Origin of the sequence: Actinocorallia longicatena, assembly GCF_039534125.1 — a bacterium.
In the GTDB taxonomy this organism is placed as follows: domain Bacteria; phylum Actinomycetota; class Actinomycetes; order Streptosporangiales; family Streptosporangiaceae; genus Actinocorallia; species Actinocorallia longicatena.
In genome coordinates this window covers 201,016-221,739 of sequence record NZ_BAAAUV010000006.1, presented here as the reverse complement: position 1 = coordinate 221,739, position 20,724 = coordinate 201,016, and the positions used below count along the sequence as shown (strand labels likewise).

At 71.5% G+C, this 20,724-nt stretch carries 21 protein-coding genes; 12 read left to right on the top strand and 9 right to left on the bottom strand.

What is annotated here, in order from left to right; genetic code table 11:
* A complete protein-coding gene (locus ABD785_RS14450) occupies positions 1-1,515 on the top strand; it encodes a DHA2 family efflux MFS transporter permease subunit (RefSeq protein WP_344827793.1) in 1,515 nt (504 codons plus the stop codon).
* A 20-nt stretch (positions 1,516-1,535) separates the two neighbouring features.
* Complete coding sequence (locus tag ABD785_RS14445; protein ID WP_344827790.1) at positions 1,536-2,339, top strand: hypothetical protein; 804 nt, start codon at positions 1,536-1,538, stop codon at positions 2,337-2,339.
* A 30-nt stretch (positions 2,340-2,369) separates the two neighbouring features.
* Here the strand turns inward: ABD785_RS14445 and ABD785_RS14440 are convergent, their stop codons facing one another.
* Positions 2,370-3,305 carry an AraC family transcriptional regulator gene (locus ABD785_RS14440; protein WP_344827787.1) on the bottom strand — a complete coding sequence of 312 codons (936 nt, stop codon included), beginning with the start codon at positions 3,303-3,305 and terminating at the stop codon, positions 2,370-2,372.
* Positions 3,306-3,416: 111 nt separating this feature from the next.
* Between ABD785_RS14440 and ABD785_RS14435 the strand changes: the two genes are divergently transcribed.
* The 3 genes from ABD785_RS14435 (at position 3,417) to ABD785_RS14425 (ending at position 5,576) form a co-directional block, all read left to right on the top strand.
* Positions 3,417-4,244, top strand: a complete 828-nt coding sequence (locus ABD785_RS14435) for a Rossmann-fold NAD(P)-binding domain-containing protein (protein WP_344827784.1) — start codon at positions 3,417-3,419, stop codon at positions 4,242-4,244.
* Entirely contained in the window at positions 4,241-4,714 is a 474-nt protein-coding gene (locus tag ABD785_RS14430) for an anthrone oxygenase family protein (protein ID WP_344827781.1), read from the top strand. The genes ABD785_RS14435 and ABD785_RS14430 overlap by 4 nt, the downstream gene beginning before the upstream one ends.
* Positions 4,715-4,793: 79 nt before the next feature.
* Positions 4,794-5,576: an ABC transporter ATP-binding protein gene (locus ABD785_RS14425; RefSeq protein WP_344827777.1), complete on the top strand. Its 783-nt coding sequence runs from the start codon at positions 4,794-4,796 to the stop codon at positions 5,574-5,576.
* On the opposite strand, the gene glmS is transcribed toward ABD785_RS14425, so the two are convergent.
* Both glmS and ABD785_RS14415 read right to left on the bottom strand, forming a co-directional pair.
* Positions 5,563-7,377 carry a glutamine--fructose-6-phosphate transaminase (isomerizing) gene (glmS, locus tag ABD785_RS14420; RefSeq protein WP_344827774.1) on the bottom strand — a complete coding sequence of 605 codons (1,815 nt, stop codon included), beginning with the start codon at positions 7,375-7,377 and terminating at the stop codon, positions 5,563-5,565. The genes ABD785_RS14425 and glmS overlap by 14 nt on opposite strands.
* A gap of 6 nt (positions 7,378-7,383) precedes the next feature.
* Positions 7,384-7,644, bottom strand: coding sequence for a hypothetical protein (locus ABD785_RS14415; RefSeq protein WP_425547767.1), 261 nt, complete (start codon positions 7,642-7,644; stop codon positions 7,384-7,386).
* A 94-nt stretch (positions 7,645-7,738) separates the two neighbouring features.
* On the opposite strand from ABD785_RS14415, the gene ABD785_RS14410 reads away from it, so the two are divergent.
* Positions 7,739-9,808, top strand: coding sequence for a molybdopterin-containing oxidoreductase family protein (locus ABD785_RS14410; protein WP_344827771.1), 2,070 nt, complete (start codon positions 7,739-7,741; stop codon positions 9,806-9,808).
* Entirely contained in the window at positions 9,798-9,950 is a 153-nt protein-coding gene (locus tag ABD785_RS14405) for a hypothetical protein (protein WP_344827768.1), read from the top strand. Before ABD785_RS14410 ends, ABD785_RS14405 begins: the two co-directional genes overlap by 11 nt.
* A 3-nt stretch (positions 9,951-9,953) precedes the next feature.
* On the opposite strand, the gene ABD785_RS14400 is transcribed toward ABD785_RS14405, so the two are convergent.
* On the bottom strand, positions 9,954-10,523 hold the full coding sequence (locus tag ABD785_RS14400) for a helix-turn-helix domain-containing protein (RefSeq protein WP_344827765.1): 570 nt from the start codon (positions 10,521-10,523) through the stop codon (positions 9,954-9,956).
* Between the two features lie 48 nt (positions 10,524-10,571).
* Between ABD785_RS14400 and ABD785_RS14395 the strand changes: the two genes are divergently transcribed.
* Positions 10,572-11,444 carry a class I SAM-dependent methyltransferase gene (locus ABD785_RS14395; RefSeq protein WP_344827762.1) on the top strand — a complete coding sequence of 291 codons (873 nt, stop codon included), beginning with the start codon at positions 10,572-10,574 and terminating at the stop codon, positions 11,442-11,444.
* 55 nt (positions 11,445-11,499) lie between these two features.
* Positions 11,500-12,780 carry an FG-GAP-like repeat-containing protein gene (locus ABD785_RS14390; protein WP_344827759.1) on the top strand — a complete coding sequence of 427 codons (1,281 nt, stop codon included), beginning with the start codon at positions 11,500-11,502 and terminating at the stop codon, positions 12,778-12,780.
* Positions 12,781-12,800: 20 nt separating this feature from the next.
* Here the strand turns inward: ABD785_RS14390 and ABD785_RS14385 are convergent, their stop codons facing one another.
* Complete coding sequence (locus ABD785_RS14385; protein ID WP_344827756.1) at positions 12,801-14,336, bottom strand: alkaline phosphatase D family protein; 1,536 nt, start codon at positions 14,334-14,336, stop codon at positions 12,801-12,803.
* Positions 14,337-14,510: 174 nt separating this feature from the next.
* Here ABD785_RS14385 and ABD785_RS14380 point away from each other — a divergent pair, with 174 nt between their 5' ends.
* Both ABD785_RS14380 and ABD785_RS14375 read left to right on the top strand, forming a co-directional pair.
* Entirely contained in the window at positions 14,511-15,077 is a 567-nt protein-coding gene (locus ABD785_RS14380; protein WP_344827753.1) for a dihydrofolate reductase family protein, read from the top strand.
* 26 nt (positions 15,078-15,103) lie between these two features.
* Positions 15,104-15,577 (top strand): GNAT family N-acetyltransferase, encoded by a 474-nt coding sequence (locus ABD785_RS14375; protein WP_344827751.1) that lies wholly within the window; start codon positions 15,104-15,106, stop codon positions 15,575-15,577.
* On the opposite strand, the gene ABD785_RS14370 is transcribed toward ABD785_RS14375, so the two are convergent.
* A complete protein-coding gene (locus ABD785_RS14370) occupies positions 15,574-16,410 on the bottom strand; it encodes a hypothetical protein (RefSeq protein WP_344827748.1) in 837 nt (278 codons plus the stop codon). The genes ABD785_RS14375 and ABD785_RS14370 overlap by 4 nt on opposite strands.
* 128 nt (positions 16,411-16,538) lie before the next feature.
* Positions 16,539-17,153: a hypothetical protein gene (locus tag ABD785_RS14365; RefSeq protein WP_344827745.1), complete on the bottom strand. Its 615-nt coding sequence runs from the start codon at positions 17,151-17,153 to the stop codon at positions 16,539-16,541.
* Positions 17,154-17,266: 113 nt separating this feature from the next.
* Between ABD785_RS14365 and ABD785_RS14360 the strand changes: the two genes are divergently transcribed.
* Positions 17,267-18,739: an alpha/beta hydrolase family protein gene (locus tag ABD785_RS14360; RefSeq protein WP_344827741.1), complete on the top strand. Its 1,473-nt coding sequence runs from the start codon at positions 17,267-17,269 to the stop codon at positions 18,737-18,739.
* A 119-nt stretch (positions 18,740-18,858) separates the two neighbouring features.
* Here ABD785_RS14360 and ABD785_RS14355 read toward each other — a convergent pair whose 3' ends face one another.
* Positions 18,859-19,485: a TetR/AcrR family transcriptional regulator gene (locus ABD785_RS14355; RefSeq protein ID WP_344827739.1), complete on the bottom strand. Its 627-nt coding sequence runs from the start codon at positions 19,483-19,485 to the stop codon at positions 18,859-18,861.
* Positions 19,475-20,686 carry an acyl-CoA dehydrogenase family protein gene (locus ABD785_RS14350; RefSeq protein WP_344827737.1) on the bottom strand — a complete coding sequence of 404 codons (1,212 nt, stop codon included), beginning with the start codon at positions 20,684-20,686 and terminating at the stop codon, positions 19,475-19,477. Before ABD785_RS14350 ends, ABD785_RS14355 begins: the two co-directional genes overlap by 11 nt.
* Positions 20,687-20,724 lie beyond the last annotated feature (38 nt).

The following is a 20,724-nucleotide window of genomic DNA, read 5'->3' as shown; positions in this document are numbered from 1 at the left end:
ATGACCAACCCCCCCGCCAAGCAACAAGAATCCGAATTCGATCCGGAACTGAAGCGTCTCGCCCTCGTCGTGCTCCTCGGGGCCGTCATGACGATCCTCGACACGACGATCGTCAACGTGGCGGTGAAGACGCTCGGCACGGAGTTCCACTCGTCGCTGTCGACCATCCAGTGGGTGCTGACCGCCTACACGCTGGCCCTGTCGATGAGCATCCCGATCACCGGCTGGGCGGTCGCCCGGTTCGGCGCCAAGCGCATGTGGATGCTCTCGCTGGTGTTGTTCATCATCGGGTCGCTGCTGTGCGGAGCCGCCTGGAACGTGACGAGCCTGATCGTCTTCCGCGTCCTCCAGGGCTTCGGCGCTGGAATGATCATGCCGATCGGCCAGACGATGCTGGCGCAGAAGGCGGGCCCGCAGCGCATGGGCCGCGTCATGGCCGTCATCGCGGTGCCCGCGATGCTCGCCCCGGTCCTCGGCCCGGCGCTGGGCGGCCTTCTGATCGACAACCTGAACTGGCGGTGGATGTTCTTCATCAACCTGCCGCTCTGCGCGATCGCCCTGTTCGCGGCGTTCCGCATGCTGCCGCGGGACACGGTGCGGGGCAAGGCCGACGCTCCGCTGGACGTGCTCGGCCTGCTGCTGGTCTCGCCCGGACTCGGTGCCCTGGTCTACGGCATCGCCGAGGCGGGCGAGGGCAAGAGCCTCGGCAGCGCGGCGGTCCTGGGCTGGTCGGGAGCGGGCCTGGTGCTGCTGGCGCTGTTCGCGGTGCACGCCCTGCGGTTGAAGGACCGGGCCCTGGTCGACCTGCGGCTGTTCGCCGACCGGACCTTCAGCGCCGCCAACGCGGGCTTCTTCACCTATGTCGGCGCCCTGTTCGGCATGATGGTGCTGCTGCCGCTGTACTTCCAGGTCGTCCACGGGTTCACCCCGCTGCGGTCGGGCCTGACCACCGCCCCGATGGGCCTGGGCGCGATGCTCACGATGCCGATCGCCGGCAAGCTGTCGGACCGGATCGGGCCGCGCCGCCTCGCCTACACCGGCCTGCCGGTCATGCTGCTCGGCATCCTCGGCTACACCCAGATCAACCCCGACACCCCGATCTGGGTCCTGATGGCCATGCTGTTCGTGCTGGGCCTCGGCCACGGCACGATGATGCCGTCGATGATGGGCGGGATGTACCGGACCCTCGACCGTTCGCAGGTGCCGTCCGCGACGGTCGCCAGCAACGTGGTCATGCGGGTCGGCAGCTCGATCGGCGTCGCCGCCCTGGCCGTCATCCTGCAGAACGCGATCAAGGACGAGATCCCCGGCGCGACCGGCAACCTCGCCCAGGTGCCCGAGGGCGCCCCGGGAGACATCGCGGAGAAGCTGACCAACGCCTTCACCACGAGCTTCTGGTGGGCGTTCGGCATCGCCGCGTTCTCGGCCGTCGCGATCTTCTTCATGAAGACCAAGCCGCAGGCCGGCGAGGCCCCCGCCGACGCCGTCAAGGTCCCGGTGGTGGACGCGCACTGACCGGGGGTAGGTCACCGGGTGTGGACCTCGATCGAGCGGCCGACGAGCTGTACGGCCTCCCGCCCGGTGACTTCGTCGCCCGCCGCACCGAACTCGCGCGTGCGGCGGACGACAAGGCCGTCGCGAAGCTGATCAGGGCGCTGAGACGTCCGACGGTCTCGGCGTGGGCGGTCAACCGGTTCGCCCGAGCCGAACCCGGCCTGCTCGAGACCCTGCTCACGACCGGTGAGGATCTGCGCGAGGCCTGGTCCACCGGGGAGGGACGGGCCGAGGCCGACCGCGCCCGCACGAGGGCCGTGGACGCGGCCGTCAAAGCCGCCGTCGCGCTGGCCGGCCGACCCTTGCCCGAGCAGGTGCGCCGCGAGATCGAGGACACCTTCCAGGCGGCGCTCGTCGATCCCGCGGCGGCCGGGGAACTGGCCGCCGCGCGCCTGTTCGCCCCGCTGAGCCGCATCGGCTTCGACTTCTCCGCCCTTCCGCCCGCCCCGGCGAAGGCCCGAACGGCCGGGAAGGCGCCCGCACGGAACCGGCGGGCGAAGGAGCGGAAGCCGCCGGGCGAGGATCCGCGGCTGCTCCTGCGCCGCCTCGAGGTCGAGGCCGCCCACGCCGCCGAGACCGCGAAGGAGGCCGAGTCCGCCCTCGCGGCACTGCGCACGGAACTGGACGAGGCCGAGGAGGAACGCACCGGCCTCGAACAGCGCCTGGCCGAGCTGTCGGCGGGGCTGAAGCGGCTGCGGGCGGCGCTCGGACCCGCGGAGAAGGCGGCCTCCACGGCCCGGGCCGCCGCGGACGTCGCCGCCGGACACGTGGCCAGGGCCCGCTAGGTACCCGTCTGGCGGATGCGGCGAGCGGACTCACCGTGAGCGGCGGTGCTCCTGCGGGCTGATGCCCCGGACGCGCTTGAAGGCGGCGCTGAGGGCGAAGGCGCTGCCGTAGCCGACCCTGGCCGCCACGGCCTCGAGGGTGGCGGCGGGCTCGTCGAGCAGCAGGTCGGCGGCCAGCGAGAGCCGCCAGCCGGTGAGGAACGTCATGGGCGGCTCACCGACCAGGTCGGTGAAGCGGCGGGCCAGGGCCGCCCGTGAGATGCCGATCTCCCCGGCCAGGAGCTCGACGGTCCACGGATGGGCGGGATTGTTCTGGAGCATCCGCAGGGCCCGGCCGACGACGGCGTCGGCCTGGGCCCGGTACCAGCCGGGCGCCGGGGTGCCCGGACGGGCGAACCAGGTCCGGACGATCGCGATGAGCAGCAGGTCGAGCAGCCGGTCGAGGACGGCCTCCTGGCCGGGCTCGTCCCTGCCGATCTCCTCGCGGATCAGCGGGATGAGATGGCTCTCCCAGCTGTCGGCCGGCAGCACGATCAGGCCGGGCAGCGCGGCCATGAGCCGGCCGCTGATCTCGCCCGCCGTCTCGTAGGTCCCGGTCAGCATGACGGTCTCGCCGAACGGGTCGTTGCCCCAGGTGCGCAGGCCCAGATCCATGGCCTGGGCGAGGCTCTCCCCGTCGACGGTCGTGCAGGCCTGGCCGGGATGGATGATGATCTGCGGTTCGGTGCCGGGGGAGTCGGCGACCAGATAGGGGTCGGGTCCGCGCACGATCGCCACGTCGCCCTTGCCCAGCCGGACGGCGTCCGCGTCGCCCCGGACGATCCAGGCGTGCCCCTGGACGACCGCGACGACCGTGAGCGGGGCCCGGTCCTGGATGCGCATCGACCAGGGCGGGCTGAGCACCGAGCGCAGCAGGAACGCGCCGCGCGCCCGGGGACCGTCGAGGAGTCCGGCGAGAGCGTCCATGGTCCGAAGGTAACCCCTCCATACGCGGAACACCAAGGAGATGGATGATCGCTTATGCCGACGCGCTTCTGAGCCATGGAGACTCTCGCATCCGGCCTCTGTAATAGAGGAATGAACACCAACGAGAACATCCTGGTCATCGGCGGCACCGGCAAGACCGGGCGCCGCGTCGTCGAGCGTCTCACCGCCCTGGGCGTCCCGGTCAGAGGGGTCTCGCGACCGGTCTTCGACTGGACCGACGAGAGCACCTGGAAGCCGGTCCTGGACGAGGCGTCCATCGCCTACGTCACCTACTCGCCGGATCTCGCGGTTCCGGGCGCGGCGGAGATCGTGGGCAGGTTCGCGGCGCTGGCCGTCGAGCAGGGGGTCCGGCGGATCGTCCTGCTGTCGGGACGCGGCGAGGCGGGCGCGCTGGAGGGCGAGCGGGCCGTCCAGGACTCCGGAGTGCAGGAGTGGACGATCGTCAGGGCCGCGTGGTTCGACCAGAACTTCAGCGAGGACTTCCTGGTCGAGGCCGTCCGGCAGGGTGAGATCATGCTGCCGGCCGGGACCGTCGCCGAGCCGTTCGTCGATCTCGACGACCTGGCCGACGTCGCGACCGCCGCCCTCACCCGCGACGGCCACCACGGCCAGGTCTACGAGGTCACGGGACCACGCCTGCTGACCTTCCACGATGTCGCCGCCGTGCTGACCGAGGCCACCGGACGCCCGGTCGCCTACGTGCCGGTGACGACGGAGCAGTACGTCGAGACGATGGCCGCCTACGAGGTCCCCGGCGAGGTCGTCGCCCTGCTCACCCATCTGTTCACCGAGGTCCTCGACGGCCGCAACGCCTACCTGACCAACGGCGTGGAGCGGGCCCTGGGCCGCGCCCCCCGCGACTTCGCCGACTACGCCCGCGCCGCCGCGGCGACCGGGGCCTGGGACGCCGCCCGATGATCCGCGCCCTGATCCTCTACACGGCGGTCACCAGCGGCCTGTCCGCCGGGATCTTCTACGCCTTCTCCTCCTTCGTCATGAAGGCGCTCGGCGACCTGCCACCGGCGCAGGGCGTCGCGGCCATGAACTCCATCAACAGGCAGGCGCCGACCCCGCTGTTCATGATCGTCCTGATGGGGACGTCCCTGACCGGCACCTTCCTCGGCGGCTACGGGCTGCTGAACCTCGGGAAGCCGGGCTCGGCGCTCCTGGTCGCGGGGGCGGCCGCCTACCTGACCGCGATCCTCCTGACCGGCGTCTACCACGTCCCGCGGAACGACAGGCTGATGAGCCTCGACCCGGGAACGGCCGCGGCCGCCGCCTACTGGAAGACCTATCTGTCCCAGTGGACCGCCTGGAACCACCTCCGGGTGGCCGGTCCGCTCGCCGCCGCGGTCGCCTTCACCCTCGCCTGGCGCCAGAGCGGGTAGACCCTGTTCCCCACCCTGTTCCCCACCTTCGGACCCCGCGCACCGGGCCCGCCCGCCGGGCCCGGTATCGTCGTTTCGCGTGACCGAAACCCTCAGGGTCGAGAAGGTGGACCTGATCCGCGACGGGCGCCTCCTGCTGGACGGCGTCGATCTGACGGCCCGCGCGGGGGAGCACTGGGCCCTGATCGGGCCGAACGGCGCGGGGAAGAGCACGCTGCTGGGCATCCTCGGCGCCTACACCCACCCGAGCCGGGGACGGGCGACGATCCTCGGCCATGCGCTCGGCCGGGTCGACGTCTTCGAACTCCGCAGGAGCATCGGCCATGTGAACCCGCGCCATCCCGTCCAGGGGTCGCGGACCGTCCGGGAGATCGTGCTGACGGGCGCGACCGGGACCATCGAGCTCGTCCCGCGCTGGACCCCCTCGCCGGAGCAGGAGCGCCGCGCGGGCGAGCTCATCGAGCTGCTCGGGCTGACCTCGCGGGCCGAGGCCCGCTGGCCGCTGCTGTCCCAGGGCGAGCGGGGCCGCAGCCTCATCGCCCGCGCCCTCATGACCGAACCGCCGCTGCTCCTGCTCGACGAGCCCGCCACGGGACTCGACGTCGCCGCCCGCGAGCAGCTCCTCGAGAGCCTCGACGACCTGCGCGGCCGCCATCCGGAGCTGACCTCGGTCCTGGTCACCCACCATCTGGAGGAGCTGCCCGCCAGCACCACCCACGCGCTGCTGCTTCGCGACGGGGCGGTGCTGGCGAGCGGCCCTGCCGACGGGGTCCTCACCACGGACCTCGTCACCGCGTGCTTCGCGCACCCCATTGTGATCACGAAGGCACACGGCCGCTGGAGTGCCGCTACTCGACGGTGACGCTCTTCGCCAGGTTGCGGGGCTTGTCGATGTCGTGACCCAGGGCCAGGGCCGCGTGGTAGGCCAGGAGCTGGAGCGGGATCGACATCAGGATCGGGTCGAGCTCGCGCTCGTTCTTCGGGACCAGGATCGCGTCGGCGGAGAGCTCGGAGTGGGCGATCGCGATCACACGGCCCTTGCGGGCGTTGATCTCGCCGAGCGTCGTGAGGTTCTTGTCCCGCAGCTCGTCGTCCGGGACGATCGCCACGGTCGGCAGGTCGGGGGAGATCAGCGCCAGCGGCCCGTGCTTGAGCTCGCTCGCCGGATAGGCCTCGGCGTGCAGGTAGGAGACCTCCTTGAGCTTCTGCGCCCCCTCCCGGGCGATCGGGAAGCCGCGGACCCGGCCGATGAAGAACGCGCCCTGGTGCCCGGCGAGCCCGCGGGCGAGCTCGGCGATCCGGTCCTCCTGCCGCAGGATCTCGGCGATCTGCATCGGCATCGCCTTCAGCCCCCGGACGATCCGCGCCCCGTCGGAGGGGGACAGGTCGCGGGTGCGCCCCAGGTAGAGGGCGAGCAGCGCGAAGGCGACGCCCGTCGCGGTGAAGGTCTTGGTGGAGGTCACCGAGACCTCCGGCCCGGCGTGCAGATAGATGCCGCCGTCGCACTCGCGGGCGATGGCGCTGCCGACCACGTTGACCAGGCCGAGGACCCGCCCGCCCTTGCGCCGCAGCTCCTGGACGGCCGCGAGCGTGTCGTAGGTCTCACCGGACTGGCTGACCGCGACGTAGAGCGTGTCGGCCTCGACCACCGGGTTGCGGTAGCGGAACTCCGAGGCCGGCTCGGCGTCGGCCGGGATCCGTGCCAGCTCCTCGATGAGCTGGGCCCCGAGCTGCCCGGAGTAGTAGGCCGAACCACAGCCGATGATCTTCACCCGGCGGATCGCGCGGGCCTCGCGCGGATCGAGGTTGAGCCCGCCCAGGTGCGCGGTGCTGAACCGCACGTCGAGCCGGCCGCGCAGGGCCCGCTCGACCACCTCGGGCTGCTCGTGGATCTCCTTGGCCATGAAGTGCTCGTGCTCGCCGGCGTCGTAGGCCAGCGGGTCGGCGTCCAGCTCCGACGGCTCCTTCGGGGTGGTCCTGGCGCCCTCGAGGTTGAAGGTCCGGTAGCCGTCGGCGCTGAGCACGGCCAGCTCGCCGTCGTCGAGATGGACGACCTGGCGGGTGTGGCCGGCGAGCGCGGCGACGTCGGACGCCGCGAAGGTCTCCTTGTCGCCGAGCCCGAGGACGACGGGGCTGCCGTTGCGGGCCACCACGCACGTGCCCGGACGCGCGGAGTCGATCACGGCGATCCCGTAGGTGCCGACGATCTCCGTGAGCGCCTGCCGGACGGCCTCGGCCAGATCGGCGGCCGACGACCGGGCGATCAGGTGCGCGAGGACCTCGGAGTCGGTCTCGGAGGAGAACTCGACGCCGTCGGCGACCAGCTTGGCCCGCAGCTCGTCGGCGTTCTCGATGATCCCGTTGTGCACGACCGCGACCGTCCCGGCCACGTGCGGGTGGGCGTTGGCGTCACTCGGCTCGCCATGGGTGGCCCAGCGCGTGTGCCCGATGCCGGGCGACCCCTTGAACCGGGCCGGGAGCCCTTCGGCGCAGTCCCGCACCCGTCCCTCGGTCTTGCGGACCTTCAGCCCCGACCGCCCCACGACGGCGACCCCCGCCGAGTCGTATCCCCGGTACTCCAGCCGCTGCAGACCCTGAAGCAGGATCGGCGTCGCGTCCTTCGGCCCGATGTAGGCGACGATTCCACACACGTTGTCCTTCAACCCCTCTTATCCATAGACGATGCGCCGCAGCTGACGGGCGGACAGCCCGGGCGGCGCGACCCTGCGCGCCGCCAGCTCCGCCCCGACCCGCTTGAAGATCTCGTCGTTGGTCAGCCCGCGCGCCTGCATCTCCGCATGCCTGCGCCGGACGTACTCCTCGACGGGCTCGCCGAAGTAGGCGAGGACGTCGGCGACGACGCGCGCGGCCTCGCCCCGGCTCAAGGGGGACGTCCGCGTCAGGTGATCGACAAGGTCTTCGTGCAGCACTCGCCCGAGTATGCCCGTTCGGCGGAGCAGAATCCAAGAATCCTGCCCGAAATCGGGCAAGATCCGCTCGGGGGGAGTGATGTACCATCGGCCCATGAGCGAGCAGCAAGTGGTCACTTACTGTCGAATCTGCGAGCCTCTCTGCGGTCTGGTCGCGACCGTCCGCGACGGCGAGCTCGTCCAGCTCCGCCCCGACCCCGCCCATCCGCTGTCGCGGGGGTTCGCCTGTGCCAAGGGCATCGCCATGACCGAGGTGCAGAACGACCCCGACCGGGTCCTGCACCCGCTGCGGCGCCTGCCGTCGGGGGAGTTCGAGCGGATCTCCTGGGACGAGGCGCTCGACGGCATCGCCGCCCGCCTCAAGGACGTCCCCCGCGACGGCATCGGATGGTACTTCGGCAACCCCGCGACGTTCTCCTACAGCCATCCGCTGTGGATGAACTCCTTCATGGCCGCGGTCGGGTCGAAGCACATCTACAGCGCGGGCTCCCAGGACGTGAACAACCGGTTCGCGGCCAGCGCCCTGCTGTACGGCTCCCCGCTGCTGGTGCCCATCCCCGACCTGAAGCGCACGAAGCTGCTGCTGATGCTCGGGGCCAACCCGCTGGTCTCGCACGGGAGCCTGATCTCCGAACCACGGATCAAGGAGCGGTTGGCGAAGATCCCGCGCGTCGTCGTGGTCGACCCCCGGCGGACGGAGACGGCCCGCGCCCACGAGCATCTGCCGATCCGTCCCGACGGCGACGCCTGGCTGCTGCTCTCCCTGCTCCAGGTCATCTTCGAGGAGAAGCTGGAGGCGGACTTCGATGCGGCGGGAACCGGGGAGTTCCGGAGGCTGGTGGCCCCGTTCACGCCCGAGAGCACCCGGGAGCGGACCGGGATCGCGGCGGAGACCGTCCGGGAGCTGGCCCGTGACCTCGCGACCGCCGAGCGGGCGGCGGTCTACGGGCGGATCGGCTCCTGCCTTGGCCGGTCCGGGACGCTGACCGCCTTCCTCATCGACGCGCTGAACCTGGTCACCGGCAACCTCGACCGTCCCGGCGGGGTGCTCTTCGGCCGTGCCCCGATGCGCCTGGACGAGCTGGCCCGCGTGTCCGGGCTCGCCACCTACGGGGAGCGCCGCTCCCGGATCGGCGGCTACCCCGACGTCCTCGGCACCTTCCCCGCGGGCGTCATGGCCCGTGAGATCACGACCCCGGGTCCCGGGAGGCTCAGGGCGCTGTTCGTCTCGGCCGGGAACCCGGTGAACTCCGTCCCCGGCGGGCTGCCCGTCGAGGAGCTCGACCTGCTCGTCTGCCTGGACATCTACGTCTCCGACACCGCGAAGCACGCCGACTACATCCTTCCGGCCACGACCTTCCTCGAGCGCGAGGACTTCCCGCTGCCGTTCGGCCAGCTCCACCTCACCCCCTACGCGAGCTGGACCGAGGCGGTCGTCCCGCCGCGCGGCGAGGCCCGCCAGGAGTGGCGGATCATCGAGGACCTGGCCCGCCGGATGGGCCTGCACCCGGGCGCCCTCGGCGCTCAGCGCCTCGCCCACCGGCTCGGATTCCGTCCCGGCCCCCGGGTACTGGTCGACCTGCTGCTCAGGACCGGGCCCGACCGGCTCAGCATCCGCAAGCTCCGCAAGCACCCGCACGGGATCGTCCTGGCCGAGCACCAGGGCACCGGGACCCTCCGCAAACGCCTGCTGCACAAGGACAAGAAGGTCCATCTCGCCCCACCGGAGATCGCGGGGGAGATCGGGCGGCTCAGCACGCTGGAGGAGCCCGGTGGCTATCCGCTGCGCCTCATCGGCCTGCGCGAGCTGCGTTCCCACAACTCCTGGATGCACAACGTCCAGGCGCTCATGCGGGGCAAGCGCACCCATCTCGCCCGGATCTCCCCGAAGGACGCCGCCGACCACGGCATCGAGGACGGCGCCGTGGTCGTGATCACCTCCCAGCACGGCCGGGTCGAGCTCCCCGCGAAGGTCACCGACGAGATGATCCCGGGAACGGTCGCCGTCCCGCACGGCTGGGGCCACTCCGGCGGATGGCCCCGCGCCAACGCCGCGGGCGGAGCCAACACCAATCTGCTCGCCTCCCCCGAGGACCTCGAACCCCTGGCCGGAATGGCCCGGCTGAACGGCGTCCCGGTCAAGATCGGTCCCGGTGGGCGGTGACCACGTGCGCGCCGTCCACTCCTCCTGCGGCGACGTCACGGCCGAGCGGTTCGCCGCCCTCGCGCAGAAGGTCCCGGGACAGGACCTGACGGCCTTCTTCCGGACCTGGATCTCCTCGCCGGGCAAGCCGGAGATCCCGTAGAGATCACCGCTCGTCGCGCAGATGGGTGCGCTGCCCGTCGGGGTCGAAGATCCCGATGACCTCGGCGGGGCCGCCCCTGGACCCGAACGCGTGCGGGACCATCGTGGAGAACCGGGCCGCGTGGCCGGCCTCGACCACGATGGTCCGCTCGCCGAGCAGGAGCACCACGGTCCCGGACAGGACGAGGAACCAGTCCGTGCCGGGATGGACCTTCTGCTCGTCCGGGCCCAGCTCGTCCGCCGGCCTGGTGATCCGGATCTTGGCCACGGTCAGGCCGGGCTCGCTGCTGAGCAGCCAGCTCGTCATTCCGCGGGCGGCGTCCTGCCGCGGCCTGATCACGACGTCCTCGTCGGCGACGGGCTCCAGAAGCCGGTCGAGCGGGGTGCTGAGGGCGCGGGCGATGCCGCTGAGCTGGTCGAGGCTGATCCTGCGGTGACCGGTCTCGATCCGGCTCAGCGTGGACGGGCTCAGGAAGCAGAGCCCGGCCAGCTCGTCGAGCGACAGGCCCTGGGCCAGCCGGAGCCCCCTGATGCGCTTGCGGACCACCGCGTCGAGCTCTCCGTCTTGCGTCATGCGCAAGAGTGTATGCTGCTGGCGCATGTGCCGGTTAGGGTCGGAGGCATGCACAACCATCACCACGATCATTCGAGTCATGATCACTCAGGCCATGATCACTCAAGCCATGACGCAGGCGACCTCGGGAACCTGCTCGACCTCGACGCCGAGATGCTGCACCCGCTGCTCGCGGACGTGATCGCCTGGATCGGCGAGCTGGCAGACGCGGAGCCGCTCAGGATCGCCGATCTGGGCGCGGGAACCGGCACCGGCGCCCTCGCCCTGGCGGAGCGGTTCCCCGGCGCCGAGATCATCGCCGTGGACAAGGACCCGGAGATGCTGGAGCGCCTCCTCGCCAAGCACGGGGCGCGGGACCGCGTCCGCGCGGTCGAGGCCGACCTGGACGCGGCGCTGCCCGATCTCGGCGCCCTCGATCTGGTGTGGGCGGCCTCCTCCCTCCACCACCTGGCCGATCCCGACCGGCTGCTCGGCGAGGTCCTCGCGGCGCTGCGTCCCGGCGGGCTCCTCGCCGCGGTCGAGATGGACTCCTTTCCGCGCTTCCTGCCCGACGACATCGGCTTCGGGCGTCCGGGGCTGGAGGCCCGCTGCCATGCGGCGCTGGCCGAGGGCCACGCCGCCCAGGTGCCGCTGTTCGGCGACGACTGGGGGACCCGGCTGCGGCGCGCTGGCTTCGCCGTCGAGCCCGAACGGGTCTTCACCGCCGACCTGCGCGCGCCCCTGCCCCCGGCCGCGGGACCCTACGCCCACGCGTTCCTGTCCCGGCTGCGCACCCGCCTCGACGACCTGCTCGACGCCGGCGACCTCGCCGCGCTCGACCGGCTGACCGGCCACGGCCCCGAGAGCCTGCTGCACCGCGCCGACCTCACCGTGCGCGCGAAGCGCTCCGTGTGGGCGGCGAAGCGTCCGCTCGATCGCTGAACGACGTTCACCGGCGGGTCACACGGTCGTGTTCCCGATCGGAGACCTTGGTCGCGTGAGAGGACTCTGGATCGCGCCGCTGCTGGCCGCGGGAATCGTCGTCGTTCCATCGGCCGAGGCGGGGGCCGCCGCCGGGTGCGGACGGTACGTCCCGTCCGACTTCGACGGGGACGGTAAGGCCGACCTGGCCGTGGGGGCGCCCTACACGGCGGTCGGCGGGCAGGTGCGGGCCGGCGCGGTGGGCGTCCGGTACGGGGCGGGCGGAACCGCCTGGCTGAACGGGCCGCCGCGGCGTCTGGGCGCGTTCGGGGCGTCGCTGGCCACCGGCGACTTCGACGGGGACCGCTGCGCCGACCTCGCGGTGGGGGCGCCGGGTGCCACCGGAGCGGGCGAGGTGCGCGTGTTCCTGGGCTCGTCCGGCGGGCTGCGGCCCGGCCCGGTGCTGAAGCTCGGCGGCAGGGACCACCTGGGGATCTCCGTCGCGGCGGGCGACCTCGACCGGGACGGTGACGCCGAGATCGTCGCGGGCGCCCCCGGCAAGGGGCTCGTCGTGGTGTACGGGCTGCGGCGGCACGGCCTCGGCGGGATGAAACGGATCAAGGCCGGCACCGGGCGCGCCGGAAAGCGCAGGGCGGGCACCGACGGCTTCGGCACGGTCGTGGCCGTCGGCGACCTCGACGACGACGGACGTCCCGAGATCGCGATCGGCCTGCCCGGCGACGGCTTCCGCGGCCAGGGCTCCGTGACGGTCGTCGACCCGCTGACCGGCAAGGGCCGCAACATCTCCCAGGCCGGGAGGACCCACGGCTCGCCCGAACGCGGCGACAGGTTCGGTTCCGCGCTGGCCGTCGGCGACTTCGACAAGGACGGCAGGGCCGATCTCGCCGTGGGCGTCCCGGGGGAGGCCGTCGGCGATGAGGACCGCGACTGGGGCCACGGCGCCGTCCACGTCTTCTACGGCCCGAAGCTCAGGGAGAAGCACAACATGATCTTCCGCAGGGGGGTCCACCGGGCCGACCTGTTCGGCTCGGCCCTGGCCGCGGGGGACCTCGACGGTGACCACGTCACCGACCTCGCCGTCGGCATTCCCGGCATCGGCCGCGCCGAGATCCTCCACGGCCGCCGCGGGAAGGCGCTCGCCCGGCCCAGGCTCCTGGGCTCGGGCCTCGGCCTCACCGCCCAGTTCGGTCTGGCCCTCGCCGTCCGGCGCGGCACCCTGTACGTGGGCGCCCCCGGCGCGAACGGCTTCGGCGGCGCGGTCATCGCCTTCACCGGCGGATCCCGCGGCGCCCTCCCGCTCGACGGCCGCGGCCTCACGGGCTACGCGATCACCTGAGCGGGGCGCTCCGGCCGGGCTCAGCCCGACAGGGTGCGGGCGCCGTCGTGGACGGTGTAGCGCGCGGCGACCTTCGCGGCGGCGCCCTTGCGGGAGATGTAGGGCAGGGAGTGGAACTCGGCGACCAGGGCGTCGGGGGAGGTCCTGGCGAGCAGGAAGCCGCGGCGCTGGTCGGTGAAGGCGATGTGCGGGTTCTCCGCCAGGATCGCGGCGTTCGCGGCCTTGTCGTCGTAGCCGTCGCCGTCGCTCGCGATGGAGCTGCCGACGAGCTCGACGCCGATCCGGGCCGAGGACGGGTCGTCGAAGTCCCTGAGCAGGTCGGCGGCGTAGGCGGTGTGGACGTCACCGGTCAGGGCGACCGGGTTGCGCGCTCCCGAGGCCTGGATCGCGGCGAAAAGGCGGTCGCGGTCGGCGGTGTAGCCGTCCCAGGCGTCCATGCTCAGCTCGCGGGCGGGGCCGAGGGCGAAGTCGCGCTGGGCCAGGAAGATCTGCTGGGCGAGCAGGTCCCAGCGGGCGCCGGAGCCGCGCAGCCCGTCGGAGAGCCAGCGCATCTGGGCGGCCCCCGTCAGGGTGCGCCCGGTGGCGGCGCGTGCGGTGCAGTCGGTGCGCAGCCAGTCGTCGCAGGCCTGGTCGGATCGGTACTGGCGGGTGTCGAGCAGATGGATCGTGGCCAGGGAGCCCCAGCGCAGCCGGCGGTAGAGCCGGATCTTCGTGCCCGAGGGCAGGGACGAGCGGCGCAGCGGCATGTTCTCGTAGTAGGCGCGCATCGCGTTCCGCTTGCGGGCGCTGAAGCCGGGGACCTTGGATCCGGGGGTCTTCCCCGCCCAGTTGTCCTCCAGCTCGTGGTCGTCCCAGACGACGGCCCACGGGGCGGCGGCGTGGGCGGCGCGCAGGTCGGGGTCGGACTTGTACTGGGCGTGCCTGCGCCGGTAGTCGGCGAGGCTCTGCAGCTTGCCCGGGGTGTGCTCGCGGACGATCCCGTTGGCGCCCACGTAGTCGCCCGGCGCGTACTCGTACATGTAGTCGCCGAGGTGGATGACCAGATCGGGGTCGTGGCCGGCGATGCGGCGGTAGGCGGTGAAGTAGCCGTGCTCGTAGTGGGCGCAGGAGGCCGAGGCGAACACCAGGGGGCTCATCGAGCCGGGGGCCGGTGCGGTGCGGGTCCTGCCGACGGGGGACAGATGGCCCCGGGCGCGGAAACGGTAGAAGTACTCGCCGCCCGGACGCAGCCCGGCCGCCTCCACATGGACGGCGAAGCCCGCCGAGGGCCCGGTCGTGACGCTCCCGCGGCGGACGATCCGCCGGAAGCGCTCGTCCTCGGCGATCTGCCACTCCACCCGGACGGATCCGCGTCCCATGCCGCCGAACCCGTCCTCGGCCAGGGGCCGCTCGGCCAGGCGGGTCCACAGCACCACACCGTCCGGTGCGGGTTCACCGGAGGCCACGCCCAGCCGGAACGGGTCCCTGCCCGCCGCGTGGACGGAGGGGGCCGAGGTCAGGGGGACGGCGCCGAGGGCGGCGAGCCCGGCGGACGACAGCACGGTTCTACGTGTCACGCTCACGTGATCAGTGCAGGTCACGCAGCTGAGGAACACACGAGGCCGCACGGAAGCGCAGGCCAACTCCTGATGAAGAGCCGTCACCGACAATAAATCTCGTCATTGACAAAAATTATGTTCGGTGAGAGATTGGAGTCATCGCAAGGAACCGCCCGAACAAGGAGAACCATCATGCGGAAGATCATCTCCAGCTTCTTCGTCTCGCTGGACGGCGTCGTCGAGGCCCCCCACGAATGGCACTTCCCCTGGTTCAACGACGAGATGGGCGCCGCGGTCGGCGCCGCCATGGAGCAGTGCGACACCGCCCTGTTCGGCCGCAAGACGTTCGAGGAGTTCGCCTCCTACTGGCCCGCGCAGGGCCCCGAGGTCGAGTTCTCCTCGTTCATCAACGGCATCGAGAAGCACGTGGTCTCCTCGACCCTCACCACCACCGACTGGCAGAACAGCCACATCATCGGCGGCGGCGCCGCGGCCAAGGAGATCCAGGCGCTCAAGGAGCGCGACGGCAAGGACATCTCCATCACCGGCAGCGCCACCCTCGTCTGCTGGCTGCTGGAGCAGGGCCTCGTGGACGAGCTGCGCCTGCTGATCCACCCGGTCGCGGTCGGTTCCGGCGCCAAGCTCTTCGACAGCGCCACCCGGCAGATCCCCCTCAAGGTCGTCTCCTCCACGACCTTCTCCACCGGCGTCCTGTCGGTCACCTACGTCCCGGCAGACCCCGAGCCCGAGGCGAACTGAGGCGCTCCGGTCCTAGACTCGGGCGTGTGATCAAGGTGAGCGCGGTCCGGTGGGACGATCCCGAAGCGGTGGCGTTGAGGTCGGCGATGGGCGCCGAGATGAACGAGCGGTACGCCGATCTCATCGCCACCGGGGGAGAGCGCCAGGCCGAGGCGCTGGCCGTCACGGAGGTCCTGGCCACGGCCGTCGCGCACGCGGAGGACGGGACCCCGGTGGGGCACGCGGCGCTCCGCCTCCTGCGCGACGACCTGGAGCTCAAGCGCATGTACGTCGTGCCGGAGTACCGGGGCCGGGGCGTCACGGGGCCGCTGCTGGCCTGGGTGGAGGAGACGGCCCGCGAGCACGGCTTCGGCCGGGTCGTCCTGCACACCGGCGAACGCCAGCCCGACGCGATCCGCCTCTACGAGCGCGAGGGCTGGACCCGCGTCCCGGTCTTCCCGCCCTACGACCTCGTGGACCTCTCGGTCTGCATGGAGAAACGGCTCGCGAAGAAGTCCTAGTCGGCGAGGTCGCGGCCGGCGGACCAGTCGAGCTGGCGGCGGATCTCCTCGACGGCCTGGAGGCCGGGCCGCGCCATCCAGTCGAGGCCGTCGTAGGTGCCGATGTCGGTGGAGATCGTCCCGGTCGAGGCGCCGATCTCGACCCGGCGGGTGGGCACGGCCAGCGGCTCGGCGTGGTGCTCGGCGGCGCGGGTGACGGGGAAGGCCACGACCGAACGCTCGGTCGCGAGGGTGCTGATGTGCTGGCGGTAGAACTCGTGGGTGGTGGCGTTGCGCAGTCCCCCCGAGGCCACGTTCAGCATCGCCTGGAACACGCACAGCTTCCGGTCGGTGAGGTAGAAGACCGTCACCTCGTAGCCGTTGAGGCGCAGCCGGCCGTCGGCGCCGATGCGGCCGGTCAGCCCGCTGGAGAAGCGCGGGATCCCGACGATCTGCAGCTCGGCCGAGCCGATCCCGCCGAGCGACTTGATGCCCATCTCACGCCAGCCGACGTCGATGGCCCGCCGCAGCGAAGCCTCCAGCCAGGCGTCCATCTGCTGGTCGTCGGGCTTGGGCTCGGCGGCGCGCATCGCGGCGACGTAGTCGGACTGCTCGACCCGGTTGCGGTCCTCGGTGTCCTTGATCCGCTGCCAGGCCAGCCCGGCCAGCACCAGCCCCGTGACGGTCAGCACCACCCCGAGCATCGTGCTCGCCACGAGCAGGACGATCCCGACCAGGCAGAGCGCCCCGCCGAACAGCAGCATGACCCGCTCGTTGTCGGTCCGGCGGGCCACGGGCGGCATCGGGCTGATGGTGAAATACCGCCGGACCGCCGAAGCCCGGTCGTCGTCCATCGGGCCCCCTTCCGGGTCGCTCCGACCAGATATGCGCTGAACGTCATGATCGCCACATCTCACGCGAACCGCAAGCCCCACTACGAACAGTTCGCATGATCGCGGCGGCCGGTGCACCGGCCCGGAACCTAGGCGAACGCGGGGTTCAGGGTGGCGGGCTTGTCGTCGGTCTGCTTCCAGACCGTCTTGCGCACGAACTTCTCCGTCTTGACGGCCTTCGCCGTGTACTTCGCCCGGACGACCTGGGTCACGATGGTCGCGCCGTTCTTCGTGTCCTTGATCTTCGCCGTGATCAGGAGCAGGACGGAGCCGTACTGCGGCAGCTTCGCCTTCTGGATCAGGGTGAGGATGCGGGCGGCGTCGTAGGCGGCGAGGTCCTTGGCGATCGGGTCGGCCGCGTCGTTGCTCACCTGCCAGCTCACGATGAACTGGTACTGGGCGTACTTGCGGCGCTGGATCCGCACCGCCGGGTCGCCCTTGCGCTTCTTGTAGTAGATGGCCTGGGTGACGACCTGCTCGAACTGGTCGATGGTCGTGATCTTGCCGCTCGTCGTCGGCTCGGGCACGGTGGTCGGGACGACGGTGGGCGTCGGGATCCCCGGTCCGGCCGTCGGCGTGGCGACGGTTCCCGGTCCCGGCGTGATCGAGCTGTCCGCCCCCGCCGGCGTTCCCTGGCCCCCGCCTCCGCCACAGCCCGTCACGAGCATGCAGCAGGCCGCGAGTGTCAATACTTTGCCGCGCATCTGTCCCATCCGCCCCGTTAGCCAACGGCTAGAGAGTAACGCCCGTTCGTTGCCGATGGTTTTCGTTTGTCCCGGTCTGGTCGGTGTAAGTGAAGACTGATTGAATCTCGTTCATGTTTGTCGAGTCGTCTCGTAAGCCGCTGTTCATCGCTTCGCTGGCGGTGTCCACCCTCGCGGCGGTCGCCGCCCCGGTTCCCGCGCACGCCGCCCCGGCGTCCCGGACCGTCCGCGTCAAGTCCTTCGACGGCGTCGCGATCGTGACGCACTTCTTCCGCGCACCGGGCCTGAAGAAGGGCCGGCGCCAGCCCGTGATCATGCTGGGCCACGGCTGGGGCGGGCGCGGTGAGACCGACCGTAAGGCCGGGCAGCTCGGCCCCCTGCTGAAGGCGGGCTACAACGTCGTCACCTGGAACGCCCGCGGCTTCGGCTCGGGCGGCGCGGCGAGCGTCGATGATCCGCGCGTCGAGGGCCGCGACGTCCGCAAGCTCATCGACTGGGTGGCCCGGCAGCCCGAGGTGAAGCTCGACGGCAGGCGCGACCCGCGTCTCGGCATGGCGGGACCCAGTTACGGCGGCGCCATCCAGCTCGTCGCCGCGGGCCTGGACAAGCGCGTCGACGTGATCGTTCCGATGGTGGCCTTCAACAGCGTGGAGACCAGCCTCTACCGCGACCGGATCTTCCGGGCGGGCTGGGGCCTGCTGCTGTGCTCGAGCGGCTTCCTCCAGGGCAACAAGATGGACTCCAAGGTCCGGCAGGCCTGCGCCACCGGCCTGGCGAGCGGCACCCTGACGCCGGACACCGAGCAGTGGTTCCGCGAGCACGGGCCCGCCTACCTGGTGAAGCGCATCAAGATCCCGACCCTGATCCTCCAGGGCACGGTCGACACCCTGTTCACGCTCCGCGAGGGCATCGCCAACTACAGGACCGTCAAGGGCAACCACGCCCCGGTGAAGATGATCTGGTTCTGCGGCGGCCACGGAATCTGCGACGACGAGGCGGGCCCCGCCGACCGGCTCACCGACGCCACGATCGCCTGGTTCGGCCGCTACCTGCGGCGCGACCGTACCGTCCGGACCGGCGCGGCGTTCGAGTACATCGACCAGCACGGCGTCTACCGGACCGCGAAGTCCTACCCGATGAGGCCGGCGGGCTCCGTGCGGGCGACCGGCTCGGGCTCCCTGGCCTTCTCCCGCGAGGACATCAACCCCTACATCGACCGGAAGCCACCGGCGCAGGGCAAGGGCGGCCTGCCCTTCCCGCCCTACGTGATGCGCGCCGAGGTCGCGAAGAAGGCGGTGAACATCCCGTTGAAGACGCCCGGCCGCTTCGCCCAGACCGTCGGCACCCCCACGCTGACCCTCCACTACAAGGGAACCTCGGCCCGGCCGCGCACCGCCCTGTTCGCCCAGGTCGTCGACCGGGGCACCGGACGCGTCGTCGGCAACCAGGCGACCCCGCTGCCCGTCGTCCTCGACGGCAGGGACCGCACGGTCACCCGCACCCTCGAGGCCCTGTCGTACACGCTCGGCCCCGGCACCGACCTGGAACTCCAGATCGTCCCGATCACCGGCCTGTTCGACTGGTAGCGCTCGGCCGGCCAGGTCGCCCTCACGGCCGACGTCAGCCTCCCGCTCGTCCAGCCCGGCCCTAAGCTCTAGAGCCCAGGGGGACCGGCCGCCCGCGGCCGGTCCCCCTGGAGCCGTGGTCAGTGGGGCAGGCGCTCGCCGGCGCGGAGCCGGTCGAGGCCGAGCCAGACGAACTCCAGCGCCATCGACTCGGCGCGTTCGCGTGAGGTGTCCGGGTGCTCCAGCCACCAGGAGATCATCGAGAACAGCGAGCCGTAGACCAGGGGGACCAGCAGCCGGGCGCGGCGCTCGTTGATCTCCATCGCCTCGGGCGACAGCCGCCCCCTGCGGCGCGACAGCAGCAGCCCGGCCGCGACGGCCCCGAAGTGCTCCCGTAGCTCGCGCAGCTCCATGCCCACTTCGGGCTTGTCGAGATGGCGGACGATCAGCGACCACGCGTCGGGCTCGTCGGTGGCGTAGCCGAACAGGGTCGAGACCATGCCGCCGACCCGCTCCAGGGAGGTCGAGCCCTCCTGGTCGGAGGTGGCCAGCCGCCCGGTGAGGTCGTCGACGATCCGCCGGGCGACCTCGGCGAACAGCTTCTCCTTGCTGTCGAAGTGCTGGTACAGCAGGGCCTTGGAGACCCCGGCGGCCGCCGCGACGTGCTCCATCTGGGTGAGGTGGAAGCCGCGCCTGCCGAACTCGGCGAGGGCGGCGCTCAGGAGCTGGTCGCGGCGGATGGCCGCCGACAGTCTTTTACCGGCCAAGGTAGGGAGCCAACTCCGTTCGTGCGACGGACCGGACGTGGACCTCGTCGGGGCCGTCGGCCAGGCGCAGGGTGCGCATGCCGGCCCACATCGCGGCGAGCGGGGTGTCGTCGGAGACGCCCGCGCCGCCGTGGACCTGGATGGCCCGGTCGATGACCTCGAGCGCCATCCGGGGCACCACGACCTTGATCGCGGCGACCTCGGACCTGGCGGCCTTGACGCCCTGGGTGTCGATCAGCCAGGCGGTCTTCAGCGTGAGCAGGCGGGCCTGCTCGATCGCCATCCGCGACTCGGCGATCCACTCCTGGATGACGCCCTGCCGCGCGATCTCCTTGCCGAAGGCCACCCGGGACGCCGCCCGGGTGCACATCAGCTCCAGGGCGCGCTCGGCCATGCCGATGGAGCGCATGCAGTGGTGGATGCGGCCGGGTCCGAGGCGGGCCTGGGCGATGAGGAAGCCGCCGCCCTCCTCGCCGACGAGATTCGTGACGGGCACCCGCACATTGTCCAGCACGATCTCGCAGTGGCCGTGCTGGTCGGAGTAACCGAACACCGGCAGCGCCCGGACGATCTCCACACCCGGGGTGTTGAGCGGCACCAGCACCATCGACTGCTGCATGTAGGGGTGGCCCTCAGGGTTAATCTTCCCCATGAGGATCATGATCTCGCAGCGCGGGTCGGCGCTGCCGGTGATCCACCACTTGCGGCCGTTGATCACGTACTCGTCGCCGTCGCGCACGATGGAGGTGGCGATGTTGGTGGCGTCGGAGCTGGCCACGTCGGGCTCGGTCATCCCGAACGCCGAGCGGATCTCCCCGGCCAGCAGGGGCTCCAGCCAGCGCTGCTTCTGCTCGGCGGTGCCGAACATGTGCAGCACCTCCATGTTGCCGGTGTCGGGGGCGGCGCAGTTGGTGGCCTCGGGCGCGAGGGCGGGGGAGCGCCCGGTCAGCTCGGCCAGGGAGGCGTAGTCGGTGTTGGTGAGGCCGGAGACGTCAGGGAGGAAGAGGTTCCACAGGCCGTTCTTGCGGGCCTCCACCTTGAGTTCCTCGACGATCGGCGGGACGGTGTGTTCCCGGCCCGCCGCGATCAGCTCGCGGCGCTGGGCCGCGTAGACCGGCTCCGCCGGGTAGACGGAGGTGTCCATGAATTCCTGCAGCCGCGCCAGGTGGTCGGCGGCCCGCTCGCTCAGTCCGAAGTCCATGGCGGTATAGTAACTGACGCGTCAGTCACTTACGAGGG